Origin of the sequence: Enterobacter sp. 120016 (assembly GCF_018383635.1) — a bacterium.
In the GTDB taxonomy this organism is placed as follows: Bacteria; Pseudomonadota; Gammaproteobacteria; order Enterobacterales; family Enterobacteriaceae; genus Enterobacter; species Enterobacter asburiae_D.
Map to the genome: position 1 here is coordinate 84,907 of NZ_JAHAWC010000013.1, position 19,028 is coordinate 103,934.

Genomic DNA, 19,028 nt, shown 5'->3' on the forward strand with positions numbered 1-19,028 from the left:
TTTTCACATGAACAAACGTCTTTACCGTATCGTCTTTAACAAAGCTCGCGGCATGCTGATGGTGGTATCGGAGCTGGCTCGCGGCTGTTCTGGCAGCGCGCCCTCTTCCGGTTTACAACATAACCACCAGCGACTTATCTGCCGCGTCGGGGCGATTAGCCTCAGCCTGTGGCTGGCAAGCGGGGCAATAACGGTACAGGCCGCAGGGATTGTGGCGGATGCATCGGCACCCAATAAACAGCAGCCAACCATTATCAGCACCGCCAACGGTACGCCGCAGGTCAATATCCAGACGCCTTCAGCGGGTGGCGTTTCCCGCAATACCTTCAGTCAGTTCGACGTTGAGCAGAATGGCGTCATTCTCAACAACTCCCATAAAAATGCCGCCACCCAGCTTGGTGGAATGGTGGCAGCCAACCCATGGCTGGCAAAAGGCGAAGCGAAAATTATCCTCAACGAGGTTAACGCCCGCGATCCGAGCCGCCTTAACGGCTTTATCGAAGTGGCAGGACAAAAAGCGGACGTCGTCATCGCCAGTCCGTCGGGCATTAGCTGCGACGGCTGCGGATTTATCAACGCCGGGCGTGCCACGCTCACCACCGGCACGGCGCAAATGCAGAACGGTCAGATAACGGGCTACCGGGTCGAGCAGGGTGAAATTCACATTAACGGTAACGGAATGAACGCTACCGGCCAGAGCCACACCGATATTATTGGCCGCGCGGTGCAGGTAAATGCGGCCATTCATGCCCAGGATTTACGCGTCACGACCGGGCGCAACAGCGTGGATGCCGCTCACGAACAGATTACTGCGCTCGCGGATAACGGCACGGCAAAACCCAGCCTGGCGCTGGATGTATCGCAGGTGGGCGGCATGTACGCCGGCAAAATTCGCCTTCGCGGGACGGAAAAAGGCGTCGGGGTGCGTAATGCGGGCAACATTGGCGCAGAAGCCGGTATGGTCACCCTCTCAGCCGAGGGTCATATCGAAAACAGCGGTGCAATCTGGTCTGCCGCAGACGTTGACCTCTCTGGCACGGCTTCCGTACAGAACAGCGGCTCCATCGCAGCTCAGCACAACATCAGCCTGACGGGCAACACGATTGCCAGCACCGGCACGCTGGCCGCAGGCGTACAGCCAGACGGCACCTTAGGCAGCGAGGGCGATATGACGCTCAACGCCAGCGGAAAACTTGAGATGCATGGCCTGAACGCGGCGGGCGGTAACGTAAGCGCCACCGGGTTGGGTCTCGATGCTACCGGGAGCCTGACGCAGGCAAAAAACATCACGCTTAATGCCGGTCAAGGGGATATCAGTACCGCCAGCGCGCAGGTCGTCGCGAATGAGCGACTCAGCGTCACGACATCCGGCACCCTCGATAACAGCAGCGGCCTGCTTGCTGCCGACCGCGTCATGCTCACGGCGAAAAAGCTGCAAAACCAGAAAGGCCAGATAAGCCAGAGCGGAACGCAGGCGCTGGAGCTCACCCACCGGGATGGTATTGATAACCGCGACGGTACCATTGCCGCCAACGCCGCTATATCCCTCAATGCCGCCGCGCTGGATAACCGTAAAGGCCAGATCCTGGCCGCAGATGGGGGTAGCCTGTCAGTGCAGACCGCGGGTGCGACGGATAACCGCGAAGGCGTTCTGGCCGCCGCAGAAGGTGCCAGCGTGACCGCAGACCAGTTGCTCAACGACGGTGGGCTTATTAGTGCGGAAAAGGGCCGTATCGCGCTCACCAGCATCAAGTCGATAACTAACGTCAGCGGGCAAATCGCCGCCCGCAGCACGCTGTCCCTTGAAAGCGGCGCGTTGAATAATGATTTCGGCCTTATCCAGTCTGGTTCGGCAATGTCCATCAACACGCACGGCAATGCGATTTCAAATAAGGACACCCTCACCACGGGGGGCATCGTCAGCTTTGGCGAGCTGGATATCCTCGCCAGCGCCATTGATAACCAGCACGGCATGTTGGCCGGTGCGCAAAAGAGTGCGATTCAGGCCACCCGCGTGGATAACCGCGACGGCATACTGGCCTCTGAAGCCATCCTGCATCTGGATGCGCTCTCCGTTGACAACCGGTTCGGTACGGTTAGCGCAGGTGAAAGCATGACGCTGGACTTAACCGACGCGCTGAATAACCGCAACGGTACGGTCAGCGCGACGGGAGCGCTTAATGCACGTACCGGGACGCTTGAGAATACGCAGGGAACGCTGGTATCGGGTGACAGTGCGCGTATAGAAACGGCGCAACTCGTCAACCAGGGAGGGGTTATCGCCGCCCAACGCGATCTTACGCTCACGGCGCAGCGGCTGGATAACGACGGTGGCGGTCTGGTACAGAGCGGTGGTGACCTTACGCTGAACGTGGAGCATATCAGCAACCGCGAAAGCGGCGCCACCGGCGGGATCGTTAGCCAGGGGAACATGTCAATCCAGGCCGCCGATGTGCAAAACGATGCGGGAGTCGTGCTGGCGGGGAAACAGGCGACGTTAGACACCACCCGCTTTAGCAATATCGCTGGCACGCTGGTGGCGCTGGACGTGCTAACGCTTGCAACGCGCAGCGATACTGATAACCGTCAGGGAGTGATGCAGGGCAACGGCATTTTCCTGGATACACACGGATATCAGCTGGATAACCAGCAAGGCACGCTCTACAGCCTGGCGTCAATGCAGCTGGCGACCACCAGCCTGAATAACCAGAACGGCACGATCGGAGCAAAGAGCGATATCACGCTGCACGCCGCGTCGCTGGATAATCGCGCAGGCGGGCGCGTGGTCAGCGAGCAGGCGATCGCGTTAAATCTCGAACGTCTTGATAACCACGAGGGGCAAATACAATCTCTCGGCAACCTGATGGTTAACGCCGTTTCGGGGGTCATCGACAATACGCTTGGGCTGATGCGCAGCGGCGCAACGGTAACGCTCAACGCGGCCAGCCTGATCAACCGGAACACCCAGGCCGCCGGGAAAGGGATTGAGGGGCTGGATGTGGCCATCGTCAGCCAGCAGCTTGATAACGCGCAGGGAACGGTGATTTCAGGCGATACGCTGCAGATTGCTCACGTCGATACCCTTAATAACGCTCAGGGCGAACTGTCCGCCGCGGGCACGCTGTCGCTGAGCGGCGCGGCTCTGCGCCTCATCAACACTGACGGTGTCGTGATTGGCGGCGAGAACGTCACGCTTGAAGCCGATTCCCTGACCGGCGATGGGCAGCTCCTCTCGCTCGGCGACATGATGATTCGTACGCAGCAGAGCTTTAACAATTCGGGCGACGTCATCGCCAACGGCAGCATGACATTCACCACGCCAGGTAGCGTGACCAATAGCGGTAACCTGCTGGCAGGTGAGAAACTTAATTTCAGCGCCGCCAGCCTGCTCAATACCGCGTCCGGTGAGATTGCCGCCGGAGCGACCTGGCTGACCGTCTCCTCATCCCTCAGTAACTACGGTCTTATCGACGGCAGCCAGACGTGGATTCACGCTGCCACGCTGACCAACGTCGGAACGGGGCGACTTTATGGCGACCATCTTTCACTTCAGGCGACAACGCTCAATAACCTCGCCCAGGACGGTACGGCGGCAACCATTGCCGGACGCCAGCGCGTGGACATCGGGGCGGGGACGATCAACAACCGTGACCACGCGCTGATTTACAGCGATGGCGTGCTCGCCATCGGTGGACGCGTGGACGAAAACGGCTTTGCGACCGGACAGGCGCAAACGCTGAACAACCACAGCGCGACCATAGAGTCCGCAGGTGACATGGCACTCTCCGTCAGCCAGCTTAATAACGTCAACGACCATTTCAGCACCGAGGTGGCGCTGATTTCCACCGAGCAGATCCACGAGTACCAGCACAAGGGATCGCCCAACCGCTGGAGCGCTGATGAGGAAGGCGTGTTTGTCGACCATAACTCGGCCGACGACCTGCTGAACCTCAACACGCCGGAAGATACCGGTGCCAACAACGACAACTTTTACGAGTACAACTACACCCGCACCATCGAAGAGGAGGTTATCGCAGAGAGCGACCCGGGCAAGATCCTCTCCGGCGGGCAAATGACCATCAGCGCGAACCACGTGCTGAACGACAAAAGCCAGATTGTCGCGGGTGGTACGCTCGGTATTTCCGCCGATTCGGTAGATAACATCATGCCGGAAGGCAGCCGATGGATAACGGATGCAGGCTCGGTCACACACTACAGCCGTAAAACCAAAAAAGGCGGCGACTCTCAGGGAAAAAGTACCTCGGACTATCTGCCACCCGTGGTGATCCAGTCTATCACCCTGTCGCCAGGGAAAATGGAAGGATACAGCCAGACCGAGGGCAGCGGCATGACCCTTTCGCCCGCCACCGCGCACGGAACAGATGCCACGCTCAATGGGACAGGGAGCTTGTCCGTCGACGTCGACGCGGCGTCACCGGAACAGGAAAAACTTTCCCCTGTGTTGCCTGCCAGCAATACGGCAGGGAAATGGATTGAAACCCCTGCCAGCGGCGCAGAGGGCGACGTGATCCGCGCAATCGCCCCCGACATCCGCCTGCCGGACAACAGCCTGTTTAACACGCTGCCAGCACCCGATGCCCGTTACCTGATCGAGACCGACCCACGCTTCACGAACAATAAAGAGTGGCTGGGCAGCGACTACATGCAGGACGCGTTCGCGCTGGACCATGACAATATGCACAAGCGTCTTGGCGACGGCTATTACGAGCAGCGGCTGGTGCGGGAGCAGGTGATTGCGCTTACCGGCGAGCGTTACCTGGGCGATCACCGTGACGACGAAACGCAGTTCAAAGCGCTAATGGATGCCGGTATTTCCTTCGGCAAGGCGCATCAGCTTGTTCCGGGGGTAGCGCTCACCGCCGAGCAGATGGGTCTGCTGACGGAAGATATGGTTTGGCTGGTCAACACCCGCGTCCAGCTTGCGGACGGAAGCTGGCAGACGGTGATGGTGCCGCAGGTTTATGTTCGCGTACAGCCGGGTGACGTTGACGGCGCTGGCGCGCTGATGGGCGGTCAGAACGTGGTGATGAACCTGAACCGCGATCTGGTTAACAGCGGCACGATCCACGGCAAGGAGAGGGTTCAGCTTAGCGCAGACTCCCTCACCAACCGCGCGGGCACCATTCACGGTGCGGATGTCAGCCTGTTGGCCCGCACGGACATTAACAACATCGGCGGCACAATTTCAGGTAACAATTCCGTACTGGCAACCGCCGGGCGGGATATCAATCTCACCACCACGACCCGTAGCGCCAAAAGTACCGCCGGGAAAAACAGCTTTGAGCGCACCACCCTTGAGCGTGTTGCGGGCATCTACGTTCAGGGCGACGACGGCAAGCTTGTGCTTAACGCCGGGCGCGATCTCAATCTGACCGGGGCGCAGGTCGTTAACAGCGGCAGCGAGAGCCAGACGGTGCTTAACGCAGGACGTGACCTGAACCTCACCACCGTGACCACCTCCGCCAGCGATAACCTGACCTGGGATAAAAATAACTGGCTGAAGCAGTCCACCACGCAGCAGGTGGGTAGCGAGGTGGCTGGCGGGGGCGATGTCGCAATGCTGGCCGGGCGCGACATTAGCGCTCAGGCCGCGACCGTCGAAGCGGGCAGCAGCCTTGCCGTCAGCGCAGGTCGCGACATGTCCATCACCGCCGCCATCGACAGCAGCGAATTTGAATCACACCATCAGTCCACCGGCAGCAGCGGCGCGTTCTCGAAAAAAACCGTGACCACGCACGATGTAGTAAATAGCGAGACGGCGCAGGGTTCCCTGTTCAGCGGCGAAAGCGTAACCCTGCAGGCGGGACATGATTTACGGGTTCAGGGTAGCGATATTGTCGGAGATAACGATGTCCGGCTCGCAGCCGGAAACAACCTGACCGTCACCTCCGCAGAAGAGCACGGCCAGGAGAGCCATCAGCGACAGGAGAAAAAATCCGGCCTCTCCGGCACGGGCGGCATCGGTATCAGCTACGGCAGCCAGAGCCTGAAGGTAACGGATAATGCGCAGGAGGTGACCCATCGCGGCAGTACCATCGGTTCCGTAAACGGCAATGTCTCGCTCAGCGCAGGTCATGATCTGGCGGTGCACGGCTCTGACCTGATAGCCGGACAGGACATGACGCTTGCCGGGAAAAATGTCAGCATCACCGCCGCCGCGGACAGCAACGCACAGACTCACACCGTAGAGCAGAAATCCTCCGGCCTGACGCTCGCCCTTTCCGGTACCGCGGGCAGCGCGCTTAACACCAGCGTGAGCACCCTGAAGCAGGCCAGGGAGACCGATAACGATCGTCTGGCCGCGCTGCAGGCGGTCAAAGGTGCGCTGACCGCGGGACAGGGAGCGCAGGCAGTCCTCACCGACCAGGCCACCGGCAACCAGGCAGGCAACGACAACACGGTCGGTATCAGCCTCTCTTACGGCAGCCAGTCCTCAACATCGACGCAGACCATGAAGGAGACCACGGCGAAAGGCAGCAGCCTCTTCGCCGGAAATAACCTCTCGGTGGTGGCGACGGACGGGGATGTGCTGGTGCAGGGAAGCCAGCTAGATGCCGGAAACGACCTGCTACTTCAGGCCAGCCGCGACGTGAACCTCATATCAGCGCAAAACACCTCAACGCTTGAAGGCAAAAATGAGAGCCACGGCGGCAGCGCGGGCATCGGGATTGGCTTTGGCTCCGGTGGCGCGGGCATCAACGTTTCCGCCAGCGTGAATGCCGGGAAAGGTAAGGAGAACGGCACCACCCTCACCCACGCCGAAACCACGGTTAACGCGGGGGATACGCTCACGATTATCAGCGGCCGCGATACGAATCTCACCGGGGCGCAGGTCAGCGGGGAGAGCGTGCTGGCCGATATCGGGCGTAACCTGACCATTACCAGCGAACAGGACACCGACCGCTACGACAGCAGCCAGAAGAACATCAGCGCAGGCGGCAGCTTCAGCTTCGGCACCATGACCGGCTCGGGCGGCATCAGCTACAGCCGCGACAAAATGGACAGCGATTTTGCCTCCGTGCGGGAGCAGAGCGGGATATTCGCAGGCTCCGGCGGGTTTGACGTCACGGTGGGCGGCCACACGCAGCTGGACGGTGCGGTTATCGCCTCCTCCGCCATGGCGGAGAAAAACCGCCTCGACACCGGCACGCTCGGCTGGCGGGATATCCAGAACACAGCCGAATACAGCGTGGAGCACCAGAGCGCGGGCATCAGCACCGGCGGCAGTATCGCAGGACAGTTTGCCGGGAATATGGCAAACGGCATGCTGAGCGGGGCAGACAGCAGCGGCAGCGCGGAGGGCACCACGCGTGCTGCGGTTGAAAATGGCACGGTGATTGTCCGTGATAAAGCGAATCAGGCGCAGGACACCGCCGCCCTCTCCCGCGACACGGAGAATGCAAACGGCAGCATCGACGCTATCTTCGATAAGGAGAAAGAGCAGCGCAGGCTCGACGAGGCGCAGCTTATCAGCGACATCGGGAGCCAGGTGTCTGATATCGCCCGGACGCAGGGCGAGCTGAACGGGGAGGCGCAGTCCGGCACGGGCAGCGACATCCAGCGGGCCATCCAGGCCGCCACCGCTGCGGCTCAGGGGGTGGCGGGCGGAGATATGACCGCCGCGCTGGCCGGGGCTGCCGCACCGTACGTGGCGGAGATTATCGGTCACCGGTCCGGGCTGGACGACGGGATGGAAAAAGCCGCGGCCCACGCGGTGGCCAGTGCCGTACTGGCGGCAGTGCAGGGGAAAGACGCGCTTGCAGGTGCGGCGGGTGCCGCCGCCGGAGAGCTGGCGGGCACGCTCGCGCTGGAGATGTACGGGAAGGATGTTGCTGCGCTGAGCGAAAGTGAAAAGCAGACCATCAGCACCCTGGCGACCCTCGCCGCAGGCATCGCGGGCGGGCTGACGGGTGACAGCACGGCATCTGCGGTTGCAGGGGCGCAGACCGGGAAGACGACGGTGGAGAATAACACGCTGAGTCTGCCGAAAGGGATGACGGAAACCGGACAAGCAGCCGCATCCTGGGTGAAGTATGCGCAGGATAATAATCTTTCGCCGGAGCAAGTTCAGGCTGGATTGCAGGATATCGTGCAGGGTGATTTGCCGGAAAGCGCGGACATTATCAAAGCGATCCTGGAAAACAATCCGGGAACAGATACGGTAATGGCGCTGCTTTCAGCGGAAGATGCGAAAGATTACGCACTGGCGCTGCTGTCATCTATACCGGCAGAAAGAGCACTGGCTCTGGCTGGAAAAGCCGCAAAGGTTATTGATAACAAGATACTAATCAGTGCAGCGGAGAAGATCTCGACGGCTAAGCCGGGAAAACAGTTTACTGCACCGAGGGATCTGAATGAGCAACTTTTGTGGAATCAGGTTGAAGAAAATCCGACAATTGGCAAGACATTGGATGGAATGAATAATGATCCACGTTTCCCCGCATCTGCAGGGTTCCAGAAGATGGAAGCAAAACAAAAACTTTCAGATGGTTCAACAGTAACTGTCCATTATCAGTACAACTCAACAACTGATAAGGCGTATGACCTGAAAATAACTACACCACAAAGGATTCAGCCCAATCCTCAAGACGTCATAAGTAACATAAAGGATCAAGTTCGATGAAAATAAAAGAACGTGATGGCGAGGTTGTTGATGTATACGCAATTTACTTCATTAATGGTGAAGTAAATTTTTTAGGGATGCCCAAAAATTATGGTGGGTTATCTGCTTACTCAGCTAGAGAGGTAACGGTTATTGACCCGGAAATTGAAGGCGATTGTGTTTATTTTAAAAATAATGGGCATGGTATTTATCATTGGGCATTGATAAAAGAAAAGCTTTTGGACGATCTTCTTGAACTGGATGAGACAGCTTACAAACGCTTCCTTGAGATCCTGAAAGCGGAAGGTCTGGTAGATCCAGACTTCTTTTGACCGTCAAAGATCCCGGCCCTTGAGCCGGGATCTTTTTATCAACCGCCAGTCTTACCCACAATGCCCGCTCCCACGCTTGTCTACCGGCACATCACCAGTATCATTCAGCGCTCCCGGAAACATCTTCAACCAGTTAGCGACTTTCTGTTTATTTATATTCACTACACTCATACCTTAAAGACATCCCCATAACTCACGGGTGTGCTGTGGCGTAATCACGATGCAATCCTTCATCACACGGATTTTCACAGGTATGCCATCAATAAATCCTGCATTCGACAACCACTTCCCGTTAAGGGGAAGATAATTTTTATCCATCCGGGAATAAAGCTCACAACAGGCTGAACTCTCCTCCGGCGATTCTACTCTTGGATGCACAGAGGCAGCATCAGTCCGCTTACCATGGAGGCGACGGGCATCTTTTTTGTGCACCGCCTCGAGAAAATAATAACGATACCAGTAACGTTTTCTTTTAAATAACTTCAGTGAATATATTCAAGCAAAGAGATGCAGGTGGAAAATAATCTGGTGGCACAGGGTGCCTTTGCATCTGATGCTAAACCAGTAAAAATATTTCAGAAGAAAACTCACCACCATTAAAGACTCAACTAATGAAAACATAATTGCTTATTGTTATAATGGAAATATTGCAGAAATGGTTTCGGAAACAAATGGAAGTTAACATTAAGCCGGTCTGCAACCAATACATCATGATGTCGCAAGCACAAATATAACCTGAATGGATATTATATGAAATATTTATATTGCGCAATGCTTGTCAGTTTTTTTGGACTTTCTGGCTGCAGTATGTTGCCACAAGCAGGTCCATTAGCTGGAAAAGACGTTGCTGAAATTAACAATACTATCGTCGATGGAAAAACCACTTACTCTGATCTGCAGGCTATCTACGGTGATAAAGCCGTGCTTATTAACGCGTGGCCGGATAAAAAAGTTGTAAACTGGTACCGTACCTGGAGTTCAGGATTTACTCAGGACACAACGGTGTTGAGCGTATTGACGGATAAAAACACGGTCACCAGACATATTGTTCTGAGATATAAAACCAGCACCGATTACAGCTTCGTCAGTAAACTCTCTGACGTTGAGTTAACATCATTTGTTACGCCAGGAAAAACAACATTTCAGGAGATCGAGAATAAATTCGGCAAGCCAAATGATAACGCGTTTGATGAGGAAGGTAATCAGATAGTCATTTATATGTACGCCGATATCAGCAACAGCCAGTTTGGCTGGTTACCGAATGTCGGAGGATATGTGGAAGCATTAGCAGGAAGTAAAAAAATCAAACTTAATACCCTGCAGTTCATCATGAACAGTAACAATACGGTAAAAGCTTTCTCATTAAACGCCAATAATTACCATCAGGGTGTTGGGTTATTAAATTCATCTGGTGTAATTGAAGATAAATAAAAAATTTATTTAGCGATTAACTTAACGGAATAAGTATATGAAAAACATTTGTCTGGCTGTACTGCTGGCAGTTTCTACGATGAGTAGCGTAGCACTTGCCAGTAGCCACACGGTATCATTGGGCTATGCACAAAGCGATGTACAAAACTTCAATGATATTAGCGGCGCTAACCTGCAGTACCGTTATGAATTTGATTCCCCATTGAGTATCCTTGGCTCCTTTACCTATATGCAGGGCGACGGTAAGAATAGCTATTATGTTGCAAACGATGCCGTAACCAACAGTGCTGATGTAAAATATTACTCCTTTTTAGTCGGCCCCGCCTGGCGAATTAACGACTACGTTTCCTTATACACCCTTGGTGGTTTTGCTTATGTCAAAGCTTCAGGCACGACGAAATGGGAAGATTCTGCATCAGATTATATTGGGCGTGAAGATCTCTCCGAAAAATCAACCTCTTTCGCTTATGGAGCAGGTGTACTTATTAATCTGCAGGAGCATATTGCTGTTAACATCGGTTACGAAGGCACTCAGGCAGATATGGATGGTAACTACTCTATCAGCGGTTTTAACGTTGGTATTGGTTATCGGTTCTAAGTGATAACGGGAGTTGCCTCTTTTTTGCGTTTCTATACCAGGTTAGAGGCACCCCATATACTTTTTAATCATGCATACGTTGGAGCCGAAAATTCCGGATGTTTAGAAAATTACACTCTAAATACAGCCGCACCCATTACATAGTAGCGATCATATTTCTTATTCTGGCATTATGGTTGTGTTATATGGGGTGGTCTACACGTATCGCAATGCGGTCAATATTAATGCGCGACATACCTGAATTTACAACTTACATAACTGTTGGCTCCGCCCTTGGTCTTATATGTGCTGGTCGCGCAACATACTTTCGACCTGTGAGTAAAACATCAAAACATGTCGTTGAAATGTTTTGTGGCGGTTTTTGTTTCGGCTTTGTATGCAGCTTTAATTTTTATGACGTCTACTCTTATCTGTTACCAGGAGAAACCATTCAATATCAGACTGATTATGAAATATCCCTCCCTGGACCTTCTCTGGGAAAATCTGGTCATTGTGAAGCAGGATTATGGTTTAAAGATTTTCATACCGATCGCTGGATCCAACTCTGTACAAATAAAACCAATTTAGCTAAACAGCGAAAGCCAGGAATGAATAATATATGGGTAACAGCACATACAACCAACATTGGGACCTATATTATAGATTATGAATTTATCTATAAATAGCTTTACACTTTGCGGAGATAGCTTCGTTGAGTATAGTGAAAAAAATAGCCAGGCGATAAAACAATATTCATCGCTCCCGGCCAATACTCCGGGAGCACAGCAATACCCTTACCTGCCCCGCTTAATCACCGGCACATCCCCCAGGTCATTCAGCGCCCCAGGAAACGTCTTCAGCCAGTTAGCCACTTTCTGCTTATTTATATTCACCACACTCATACCTTCAAGACATCCCCATAACTCGCGCGTATGCTGTGGCGTAATCACGATGCAATCCTTCATCACACGGATTTTCACCGGCATGCCATCAATAAAACCTGCATTCGACAACCACTTTCCGTTAAGGGGCAGATAATTTCTGTCCATACGGGAATAAAGCTCACAACAGGCTGAACTGTCCTGAGGCGTTTCAGCTCTCGGATGTAAAGGAGCAGCATCAGTCCGCTTACCATGGAGGCGACGGGCATCTTTTTTGTGCACCGGCTCGCGGATTTCGTTATCATCCTCAAATACTGCATTTTCTGTTTGGGCAATAGCCCACTCTGGCATAGAATTCTTCTCAGCCATAATCAACTCCTGTTTAGTTGTTTGTGGTTAGCGGTATATCGGTGCGTCAACACCTTTATACCGCGTACTTACCGTTTCACTTTCATTACATATTATTCACAGCCCATGCCGCTGAAACTCCCTGTGCCTATTATACCGCTATGGATAAAAACACAGCGATGTATTACAGGGAATGTTTAATAAATGCGAAGCGGCTCGAAAAAATAACAGTGGCATCAGTAATATTGCATTTCAAATAACTTCAGTGAATATATTAAGGAAAAGAAATGCAGACGGGAAATAATCTTCTGGCCCACCTCAGTGCAGGTAATCATCCGGTGGTTCAGATTCCAGACCTGATATCAGCACAAAACACCTCAAGCCTTGCAGACAAAAATGAGGGCCACGGGAGCAGTGTGACAACCGCACTCGCCTTTGCGAGCCGCTTTCCAGATTTTAATCCTCGACAATTTTCTTATTTTCTTTTGGATCAAACCAGGTTATAAAACTGTATATCCATACAGTTAAAGGGAATTCTCATGGCACTGGAACAGGGCATTGCGCAGCTGGTTCAGGGATTTATCGCTGCAGGTCGGCCCTCGTCGCGTCGACAGACCATTGAGGTACGACGAGCTGGGTATATTGCCAGCACGGGGCTTGCCGGGAAGACAGAAACGCGCGTACAGGTGGAGACGCTCGTTCTTGACGGTCTTACCATTCGGGTGTTTTCACCTCTCAATGCGCCTGAAATATTGCCTGCAGCCATCTACTATCACGGCGGATGCTTTATCAGCGGCGGCTTTGATACCCATGATAATCAACTGCGTCAGTTAGCGTACTACGGCAATTGTCGGGTAATTGCGATTCAGTATAGATTGGCACCGGAGCATACCTTTCCCGCCGCGCATGACGATGCTGAAAGAGGTGCGGATCTGGTCTGGCAGTATGCAGACAAATTAGGCGTAGATAAGAACCGGCTCACCCTCTGTGGAGACAGCGCAGGAGGGCATCTGGCGCTGGTAACGGCGCTGAGGCTTAAGATTAAAAAGCAGTGGCAACCTGTACAGCTTATTCTTATCTATCCCATGCTCGACGCCACGGCCAGTTTTGAAAGCTATGCCCTTAATGGCACAGATTATATTATCACCCGCGATACCCTGCTTAGTGGGTATGAAATGTATCTCGCAGAAACTGACCGCCAGCATCCGGAAGCTAGCCCGCTGTGGCGCGATGATTTTTACGGGCTTCCGCCAGTGCATATCATTACCGCAGAGTACGATCCGCTGTGCGATGAGGGAGAAATGTTGTATCAGCATCTGACTGAGCAGGGTGTGAAGTGTACCGCTCAGCGCTGGCTGGGCGTCATCCATGGCTTCTTTCAGCTTGGCGGCGTCAGCCAGTCAGCGCGAGACGTAATGCGGGATATCGCCGGGCGGATTAAGCACGCCCGAGGTGAATGAACAAGAGATTACTCCTCCTCGTTCCCACCCTCTTCATACGCGCCAAAAGGCTTCGCCGGAAGAACAATGTAGGTGCCTTCAAACACCGCGCCCGGTGTTTTATCACCAAACAGTTCGACCTGCATTTGTACGCGAGCTTTGCGGCCGCGTGCCAGACGGTCAAGATCGCCGCCCAGTGATCCCAGATCGGCCACGGCGGTCGGCTTGCCGCTTATCGGTGCGCTATAGCGAATGTGGGCATCGGCCAGAATGATGGTGCCGCCCAGATGGCGCTCGCGCAGCATCAGCCAGATAAGCCCCCAGCCGGTGAGCGTGGCCAGCGAGAAAAGACTTCCGGCAAACAGGGTGTGGTGCGGGTTCTGATTGCCGGTTTCCGGCATGGTGGTAATAAATTTTTGTCCGGTGTACTGCTGAATGCGCACGCCCATTTTTTCACTGAGTGGAATGTGCTGATACCAGGCCTGCTGCAGCTGACCACACCAGTCGGCGCGATGAAGAATATCATCCAGCGTGGCGATGGGTTTAATCATCAAAAAATGACGAATCGGCGTGGTTTGCGGGGTCGTGATCTCCCCCTGATTCACAAAACCGAGTTTGGCGAAGAATTCTACGGCATCTTCGCGGGCGCTACAGGTGACGCGCTTAACGCCTTCCTGACGGGCAACGGACTCAAGGGTCATCGCCATTAGCGTCCCCAGACCTTTGTCCTGCACGGAGGGATGAACCGCCATAAAGCGAATAGACGCTTCGTTATCGGCGTTGATGTATAAGCGCCCGACGGCGACGAGGTTACCCTCTTCGTCCATCACCATCTGATGGTGGGCCATCGCGTCCCAGGCATCGCGTTCAGAGCCTTTTGGCTGATGCAGTGGCTTGCGCAGCATTTCCCAGCGGAACTGGTAATAAGCGTCTAACTCTTCTTCCGTTTGCGGTACTCGAAGGTGATACATAGCTGTACTCTCTCTTGTTACCCGCGGCCAAGCCGCCAGTTGGCTCATACCTGGAGCCAGAATGTGACGGGGCCATCGTTCACCAGCGAAACCTGCATATCTGCAGCGAATCGTCCGGTTTGCGTATTCATTTCCTGCTGGCGACAACGCTCAACAAAGTACTCGTAAAGTGCTTCTGCACGATCCGGCGCGGCGCCTTTAGAGAAGCTCGGGCGCATGCCGCGCTCGGTATCCGCTGCCAGCGTAAACTGGGAAACCACCAGCACGCTGCCGCCCGCCTGCTGGACGTTCAGGTTCATCTTGCCTTCCGCATCGCTGAAAATACGGTAGCCCAGCACGCGCTCACACAAGCGGTTGGCTTTTTGTTCGTCGTCATCCTTTTCGACACCTAACAACACCAAAAGTCCTGGGCCAATTTCACCCGTCACCTCTCCCTCCACGGTGACGCTGGCACGGGTTACGCGCTGTATCAATGCAATCATGGTTGGTCTGCTTCTTGTTGTTTTTCAGCTTCTGCTGCTTTTTTCAGTTCGCGGTATACGCCGAGAGTGACAGTTATTTCGGCACCAAGCAAGACGATACACCAGGTCCAGTAGACCCAGACAAACAAAATGGGGATCACCGCCAGCACGCCGTAAATCAGCTGATAGGACGGGAACATGGTGATGTAGAGGGCAAACCCTTTTTTACCGAGCTCGAAAAGCAGCGCCGCTACCAGCGCCCCCACAACCGCATCGCGGTTAGGCACGCGCGTGGTCGGCACGACGCTATAGAGCAGCCAGAACGAGAGCCACGACAGGATCAACGGAAAGATGCGAAGCGCATTATCAATAGCGCCGTTTAGATCACTCGCCCAGCGCAAGGAAAGGAGATACGAACTGATTGCCAGGCTCGCCCCGGCCAGCAGCGGCCCCAGCGTGAGGATCATCCAGTACACGGCAAAGGAATACACTTTTGGCCGCGCTTTTTTACTCCGCCAGATCGTGTTCAGTGCGTTATCGATGGCATACATCAACAGCAGCGCCGTGACGATAAGACCGCATGCCCCCACTGCCGTCATCTTGCTGGAGTTGGCGACAAACTGCTCAATGTAGTTCTGGATGACATCCCCGGTTGCAGGAATGAAATTCGCGAAGACAAAATGACGAAGCTGCAGGCTGACGTCCGCAAACATCGGAAAGGCGGAAAACAGGGCAAAGATGACCGCCACCAGCGGCACTAATGAGAGCAACGACACGTAGGCGAGGTTACCCGCCAGCGTGGTCATGTTGTCCTCATCAATACGGTGCCAGAGCAGTTTCAGCCAGGCCCTCAGCGGGCGAGTATGATGCGTGGCTTTTTGATGAACGGTTTTTAGCATAGCTGCTTCGCGAAGTAGTTTGGTATCGTCTCTTTTCCGGTCACCAGAATTGACGTTATACCCAACTGGCTAGCTCCCTCTATATTATCGGCGTTGTCGTCGAAAAAGACCGCATCGGCCGCGGTGAATCCCTCTGACTGCAGAACAGCCTGATAAATTCGCGCTTCAGGCTTACGCATCCCCATCTCTTGCGAAAGATAGATCTTGTCGGCCGCCGCCTTAACTTCAGGGTATTCCTCAGGCCAGAACGTGGTGTGCAGACGGTTGGTATTTGACAACACGACGACCCGATGGCCCTGCTCGCGAAGCTTATGCATGATGTCGATCGCTTCAGGCCGGATGGCGACAAATACTGCCTGCCAGCCGTGTGAAAACTGCTCGTAGCTTAAGGGTAGATCCATCTCCTGACAGAAACGTTCCGCGAATTCTTCATCGTCGATCTCGCCGCGTTCATGCTGATGGAAGGTTTCGCCCATCGCGAAATTCTGCTTCAGTGTCGCCAGCGGAACGCGGCTAAAGTCGCTCCATGCACCCAGCACGCGATTAAAATCGATATCGACGATTACGTTTCCTAAATCAAAGATATAAAGCATGGTTATCTCCTGCTCGCCGTGGAGAAGTAACTGTAGCGGGAATAGAGAGATTTGACTATGCGTGCCGTCTAAGGTGTGCGATCGATTTCTACGGCACGTTTTTACGACAGTAAAGTGAAGGGACGTTTGACGCGGCGAAAAGCCAGGCCCCGCGATACTCATCGATCATCAGGCTCAGCTCTCTTCCCGGCGTACGATAAAAACCCGGCAGCGTTGCATTGATATCAACCTCATCCGCATCATCGGCGAAGGTTTTAACAATCCGATCGTTATTTAATACGCGCGCGTTCTGATGATAGCTGTAGTGAAAATAGATGGTCCGGTTAACTTCAGAAACCGTCTGACCAAATAATTTACCGTTAATGACGGTAGACCCCTCCCGATGCTGCATCCGCCAGGACACCGTACCCACAAATCGGTTTTTACCAATCGTCCATTCCACATCTCCCGTACAGCGTATCGGCGTACTCGAAAAATGCGAATACGCTAACCAGCCGCTGGTGATAGCGGCCATCAGAAACGCAGCCAGCAAAATAATACGGTTCCGGAGTGTCTTCATTGCTCATGCGCCCAAAAATAATGCGTGGTACATAATGCTGCCGCGTCCCGTCGCGCATCGTTATTACAGACAAACGCCGCGATCCGCTCCGTTTTACTATAGCCGATGAGAAAAACGTATTGTTTTTCGGCGCACAGACCGGGATTGTTTTTTAACAGGGTCAAGTAATGATCCTGAATATGTTCATTAGGTGCATAAAAAAGCTGGCAGGCGTTGGTCGTGCTGCCCGTTGAAAGTGGAATGAAGTGACTAAACGGCATGTTCTGGTGGTGTTTATATAATATCACCCCGTTGATAAGCGCGATCAGCAAAAGCGTCGCGGTGATAATTATCAACCAGGCCGGCTTCTGCCTCGCGGTGCTTTCGGCTATTGCCACGTCTTTATTGACGATTGTCAGCTCAGCGGTTGGGCTAAATACTTCAACCTGAGTGGCTTCGGAAAGCATCAGCCCGCGGCGAGAAATCGTTTTTACCGTATCGCGCGGTAACCCCACCTCAGCCAGAGCATTGCGTAATGTCAAAATGGCCTGGTAAAAGGTATTCGGTGTGGTGACGTCATTGCGCTCCCCCCACCCCACCACCATTAACTGGTTTTGCGAAATAATTTCCCCAGGATGAGTGACGAGAAAAAGAAAACAGAGATTGGCAGGAAGCTGTAATTGTATCGAGCGCCCGGTAATATGATTCGCCAGCGTTTTGTTTTCTGGATCATACTCGACCAACTTGTTAATGAGATACAATTTTCCTTTCCTCTGCAATAACAATGCTTAACTTTATACGCTAAAAACATATACGTATATTTAACAACATTATAGGTCAGATGGATTAGGACGCGATACCACCCCACCTAAGATTAAAAACAACGTATTACTTTTCAATCTGTTACAAGCTGCTTTTCTTAGGCTTACCTCATCTAAAACGACATAATGAGATTTCATTACACTTCGCCAGGCTAAATAACTATATTGAGCCGCAACCAGAGAAAAGGCTGACGTAACGGCAGAAAGAAGAAACGAATCTTTAGCTATTAGTGCTATTTCGTAAATCTCCTTTTCGACTTTTTTTTGTCGAATAATCTTAAAGGATTGATGAATATTCCTGGTTTCTTCTGCCAGCTGATGTTCTTTCGCTTTGACGACGGCCTGACGGAATAGAGACCACCAGGAATTTATATTCCCTGCCATTGTTTTTCGTAAATAAGGCAGGTTCACCAAATATGTTTCAAGATTGACACATTTGAGCGGCAGTGAAATATTGACTATGAAAATAAGACAGGAGTGGACTGGATGATAACATCGTCGCAAAAGGTTGTCCGCTGTATAAGCTGTGAATTGTCCTGTCAGTTATATCCAGACAACGCAGTACGTTCACAATACTGTGGCAACGCCTCGTTCGCGGTTTGGCCGGTTGGTAACCATTTCCTGCAGACTGCAGTTGAAAATAAAATATTGCACGGGAATAAGAATCACTTATCACGTGGATTTATTTTTGTAGATTTTTCGATGTACAACCTGCGCGTACTTGCCGATCCGCAATGGATTGAACGTCTGGCGATAACCAACATGAACATCGTGATTATCACGGACCGCAGGCTGGAGGCGCTAGCTAATTATTTATTCAATCACCGCAGTGAAATAAAGGGAGTTATTTATTCGGATGATAATGACGTTATATTACAGGAAAAAATTAGCCATCTTTTCTCCGGTAGAAGGGTGAATAGCAGACGAGGAAGTACGTTGAATACCGTCGAATTCACTTTACTTAACCGATTTTTATCAGGAGCGTGCCTCCAGGAGATTATAAAAACAGATAGCATTGATGTTAAAAAAATTTATGTTCATAAAATACGACTTGAGAGGAAGTTAGGTACCAGTATTCATAAAATTCTCGTTTCTATTTTGTAATTTCAACCAC

Annotated in this window: 16 protein-coding genes and 1 pseudogene; 8 read left to right on the forward strand and 9 right to left on the reverse strand. The window is 52.9% G+C overall.

What is annotated here, in order from left to right:
• Positions 1–7 precede the first annotated feature (7 nt).
• Positions 8–8,644, forward strand: coding sequence for a hemagglutinin repeat-containing protein (locus KIF87_RS17425; protein WP_249665952.1), 8,637 nt, complete (start codon positions 8–10; stop codon positions 8,642–8,644).
• The gene (locus tag KIF87_RS17430; RefSeq protein WP_213329821.1) at positions 8,641–8,955 is read left to right on the forward strand and encodes a hypothetical protein; all 315 of its coding nucleotides are present in this window, start codon (positions 8,641–8,643) and stop codon (positions 8,953–8,955) included. The genes KIF87_RS17425 and KIF87_RS17430 overlap by 4 nt, the downstream gene beginning before the upstream one ends.
• Before the next feature lie 51 nt (positions 8,956–9,006).
• Here the strand turns inward: KIF87_RS17430 and KIF87_RS17435 are convergent.
• Positions 9,007–9,393, reverse strand: a pseudogene (locus KIF87_RS17435) (SymE family type I addiction module toxin); the annotation flags it as partial.
• Positions 9,394–9,705: 312 nt separating this feature from the next.
• Here KIF87_RS17435 and KIF87_RS17440 point away from each other — a divergent pair.
• The 3 genes from KIF87_RS17440 to KIF87_RS17450 all read left to right on the forward strand — a co-directional run bounded on the left by KIF87_RS17440 (position 9,706) and on the right by KIF87_RS17450 (position 11,649).
• Positions 9,706–10,386 (forward strand): hypothetical protein, encoded by a 681-nt coding sequence (locus KIF87_RS17440; RefSeq protein WP_213329822.1) that lies wholly within the window; start codon positions 9,706–9,708, stop codon positions 10,384–10,386.
• A gap of 37 nt (positions 10,387–10,423) precedes the next feature.
• The gene (locus tag KIF87_RS17445) at positions 10,424–10,984 is read left to right on the forward strand and encodes an Ail/Lom family outer membrane beta-barrel protein (protein WP_213329824.1); all 561 of its coding nucleotides are present in this window, start codon (positions 10,424–10,426) and stop codon (positions 10,982–10,984) included.
• 224 nt (positions 10,985–11,208) lie between these two features.
• On the forward strand, positions 11,209–11,649 hold the full coding sequence (locus KIF87_RS17450; RefSeq protein ID WP_249665953.1) for a hypothetical protein: 441 nt from the start codon (positions 11,209–11,211) through the stop codon (positions 11,647–11,649).
• 108 nt (positions 11,650–11,757) lie between these two features.
• Here KIF87_RS17450 and KIF87_RS17455 read toward each other — a convergent pair whose 3' ends face one another.
• Positions 11,758–12,213: a SymE family type I addiction module toxin gene (locus KIF87_RS17455; RefSeq protein ID WP_213329828.1), complete on the reverse strand. Its 456-nt coding sequence runs from the start codon at positions 12,211–12,213 to the stop codon at positions 11,758–11,760.
• Positions 12,214–12,479: 266 nt separating this feature from the next.
• Here KIF87_RS17455 and KIF87_RS17460 point away from each other — a divergent pair, with 266 nt between their 5' ends.
• Both KIF87_RS17460 and KIF87_RS17465 read left to right on the forward strand, forming a co-directional pair.
• Positions 12,480–12,698, forward strand: a complete 219-nt coding sequence (locus KIF87_RS17460) for a hypothetical protein (protein ID WP_213329830.1) — start codon at positions 12,480–12,482, stop codon at positions 12,696–12,698.
• Between the two features lie 33 nt (positions 12,699–12,731).
• Positions 12,732–13,652: an alpha/beta hydrolase gene (locus KIF87_RS17465; protein WP_213329832.1), complete on the forward strand. Its 921-nt coding sequence runs from the start codon at positions 12,732–12,734 to the stop codon at positions 13,650–13,652.
• 8 nt (positions 13,653–13,660) lie between these two features.
• Here KIF87_RS17465 and fabY read toward each other — a convergent pair whose 3' ends face one another.
• From fabY to KIF87_RS17500, 7 genes are all read right to left on the reverse strand, one after another.
• Complete coding sequence (gene fabY, locus KIF87_RS17470; RefSeq protein WP_008501835.1) at positions 13,661–14,602, reverse strand: fatty acid biosynthesis protein FabY; 942 nt, start codon at positions 14,600–14,602, stop codon at positions 13,661–13,663.
• A 44-nt stretch (positions 14,603–14,646) separates the two neighbouring features.
• A complete protein-coding gene (gene dtd / locus KIF87_RS17475; protein ID WP_008501836.1) occupies positions 14,647–15,084 on the reverse strand; it encodes a D-aminoacyl-tRNA deacylase in 438 nt (145 codons plus the stop codon).
• Positions 15,081–15,962, reverse strand: a complete 882-nt coding sequence (locus KIF87_RS17480) for a virulence factor BrkB family protein (RefSeq protein WP_063144322.1) — start codon at positions 15,960–15,962, stop codon at positions 15,081–15,083. The genes dtd and KIF87_RS17480 overlap by 4 nt, the downstream gene beginning before the upstream one ends.
• Positions 15,956–16,555, reverse strand: a complete 600-nt coding sequence (gene yihX / locus KIF87_RS17485) for a glucose-1-phosphatase (RefSeq protein ID WP_213329833.1) — start codon at positions 16,553–16,555, stop codon at positions 15,956–15,958. Before yihX ends, KIF87_RS17480 begins: the two co-directional genes overlap by 7 nt.
• Before the next feature lie 88 nt (positions 16,556–16,643).
• Complete coding sequence (locus KIF87_RS17490; RefSeq protein WP_213329835.1) at positions 16,644–17,114, reverse strand: hypothetical protein; 471 nt, start codon at positions 17,112–17,114, stop codon at positions 16,644–16,646.
• The gene (locus tag KIF87_RS17495; RefSeq protein WP_213329837.1) at positions 17,111–17,854 is read right to left on the reverse strand and encodes a winged helix-turn-helix domain-containing protein; all 744 of its coding nucleotides are present in this window, start codon (positions 17,852–17,854) and stop codon (positions 17,111–17,113) included. Before KIF87_RS17495 ends, KIF87_RS17490 begins: the two co-directional genes overlap by 4 nt.
• 69 nt (positions 17,855–17,923) lie before the next feature.
• Positions 17,924–18,298: a hypothetical protein gene (locus KIF87_RS17500; RefSeq protein ID WP_213329839.1), complete on the reverse strand. Its 375-nt coding sequence runs from the start codon at positions 18,296–18,298 to the stop codon at positions 17,924–17,926.
• A 102-nt stretch (positions 18,299–18,400) separates the two neighbouring features.
• Between KIF87_RS17500 and KIF87_RS17505 the strand changes: the two genes are divergently transcribed.
• Positions 18,401–19,018, forward strand: coding sequence for a helix-turn-helix transcriptional regulator (locus KIF87_RS17505; protein WP_121423251.1), 618 nt, complete (start codon positions 18,401–18,403; stop codon positions 19,016–19,018).
• Positions 19,019–19,028: the final 10 nt, after the last annotated feature.

Excerpts from the sequence above, each read along its gene's own strand:
- KIF87_RS17430 (WP_213329821.1), top strand. The coding sequence starts at position 8,641 with ATGAAAATAAAAGAACGTGATGGCGAGGTTGTTGATGTATACGCAATT.
- KIF87_RS17465 (WP_213329832.1), top strand. The coding sequence starts at position 12,732 with ATGGCACTGGAACAGGGCATTGCGCAGCTGGTTCAGGGATTTATCGCT.
- KIF87_RS17455 (WP_213329828.1), bottom strand. The coding sequence starts at position 12,213 with ATGGCTGAGAAGAATTCTATGCCAGAGTGGGCTATTGCCCAAACAGAA.
- KIF87_RS17450 (WP_249665953.1), top strand. The coding sequence starts at position 11,209 with ATGCGCGACATACCTGAATTTACAACTTACATAACTGTTGGCTCCGCC.
- KIF87_RS17425 (WP_249665952.1), top strand. The coding sequence starts at position 8 with ATGAACAAACGTCTTTACCGTATCGTCTTTAACAAAGCTCGCGGCATG.
- KIF87_RS17480 (WP_063144322.1), bottom strand. The coding sequence starts at position 15,962 with ATGCTAAAAACCGTTCATCAAAAAGCCACGCATCATACTCGCCCGCTG.
- KIF87_RS17445 (WP_213329824.1), top strand. The coding sequence starts at position 10,424 with ATGAAAAACATTTGTCTGGCTGTACTGCTGGCAGTTTCTACGATGAGT.
- yihX (WP_213329833.1), bottom strand. The coding sequence starts at position 16,555 with ATGCTTTATATCTTTGATTTAGGAAACGTAATCGTCGATATCGATTTT.
- KIF87_RS17505 (WP_121423251.1), top strand. The coding sequence starts at position 18,401 with ATGATAACATCGTCGCAAAAGGTTGTCCGCTGTATAAGCTGTGAATTG.
- fabY (WP_008501835.1), bottom strand. The coding sequence starts at position 14,602 with ATGTATCACCTTCGAGTACCGCAAACGGAAGAAGAGTTAGACGCTTAT.
- KIF87_RS17460 (WP_213329830.1), top strand. The coding sequence starts at position 12,480 with ATGCAGACGGGAAATAATCTTCTGGCCCACCTCAGTGCAGGTAATCAT.
- dtd (WP_008501836.1), bottom strand. The coding sequence starts at position 15,084 with ATGATTGCATTGATACAGCGCGTAACCCGTGCCAGCGTCACCGTGGAG.
- KIF87_RS17440 (WP_213329822.1), top strand. The coding sequence starts at position 9,706 with ATGAAATATTTATATTGCGCAATGCTTGTCAGTTTTTTTGGACTTTCT.
- KIF87_RS17490 (WP_213329835.1), bottom strand. The coding sequence starts at position 17,114 with ATGAAGACACTCCGGAACCGTATTATTTTGCTGGCTGCGTTTCTGATG.
- KIF87_RS17500 (WP_213329839.1), bottom strand. The coding sequence starts at position 18,298 with ATGGCAGGGAATATAAATTCCTGGTGGTCTCTATTCCGTCAGGCCGTC.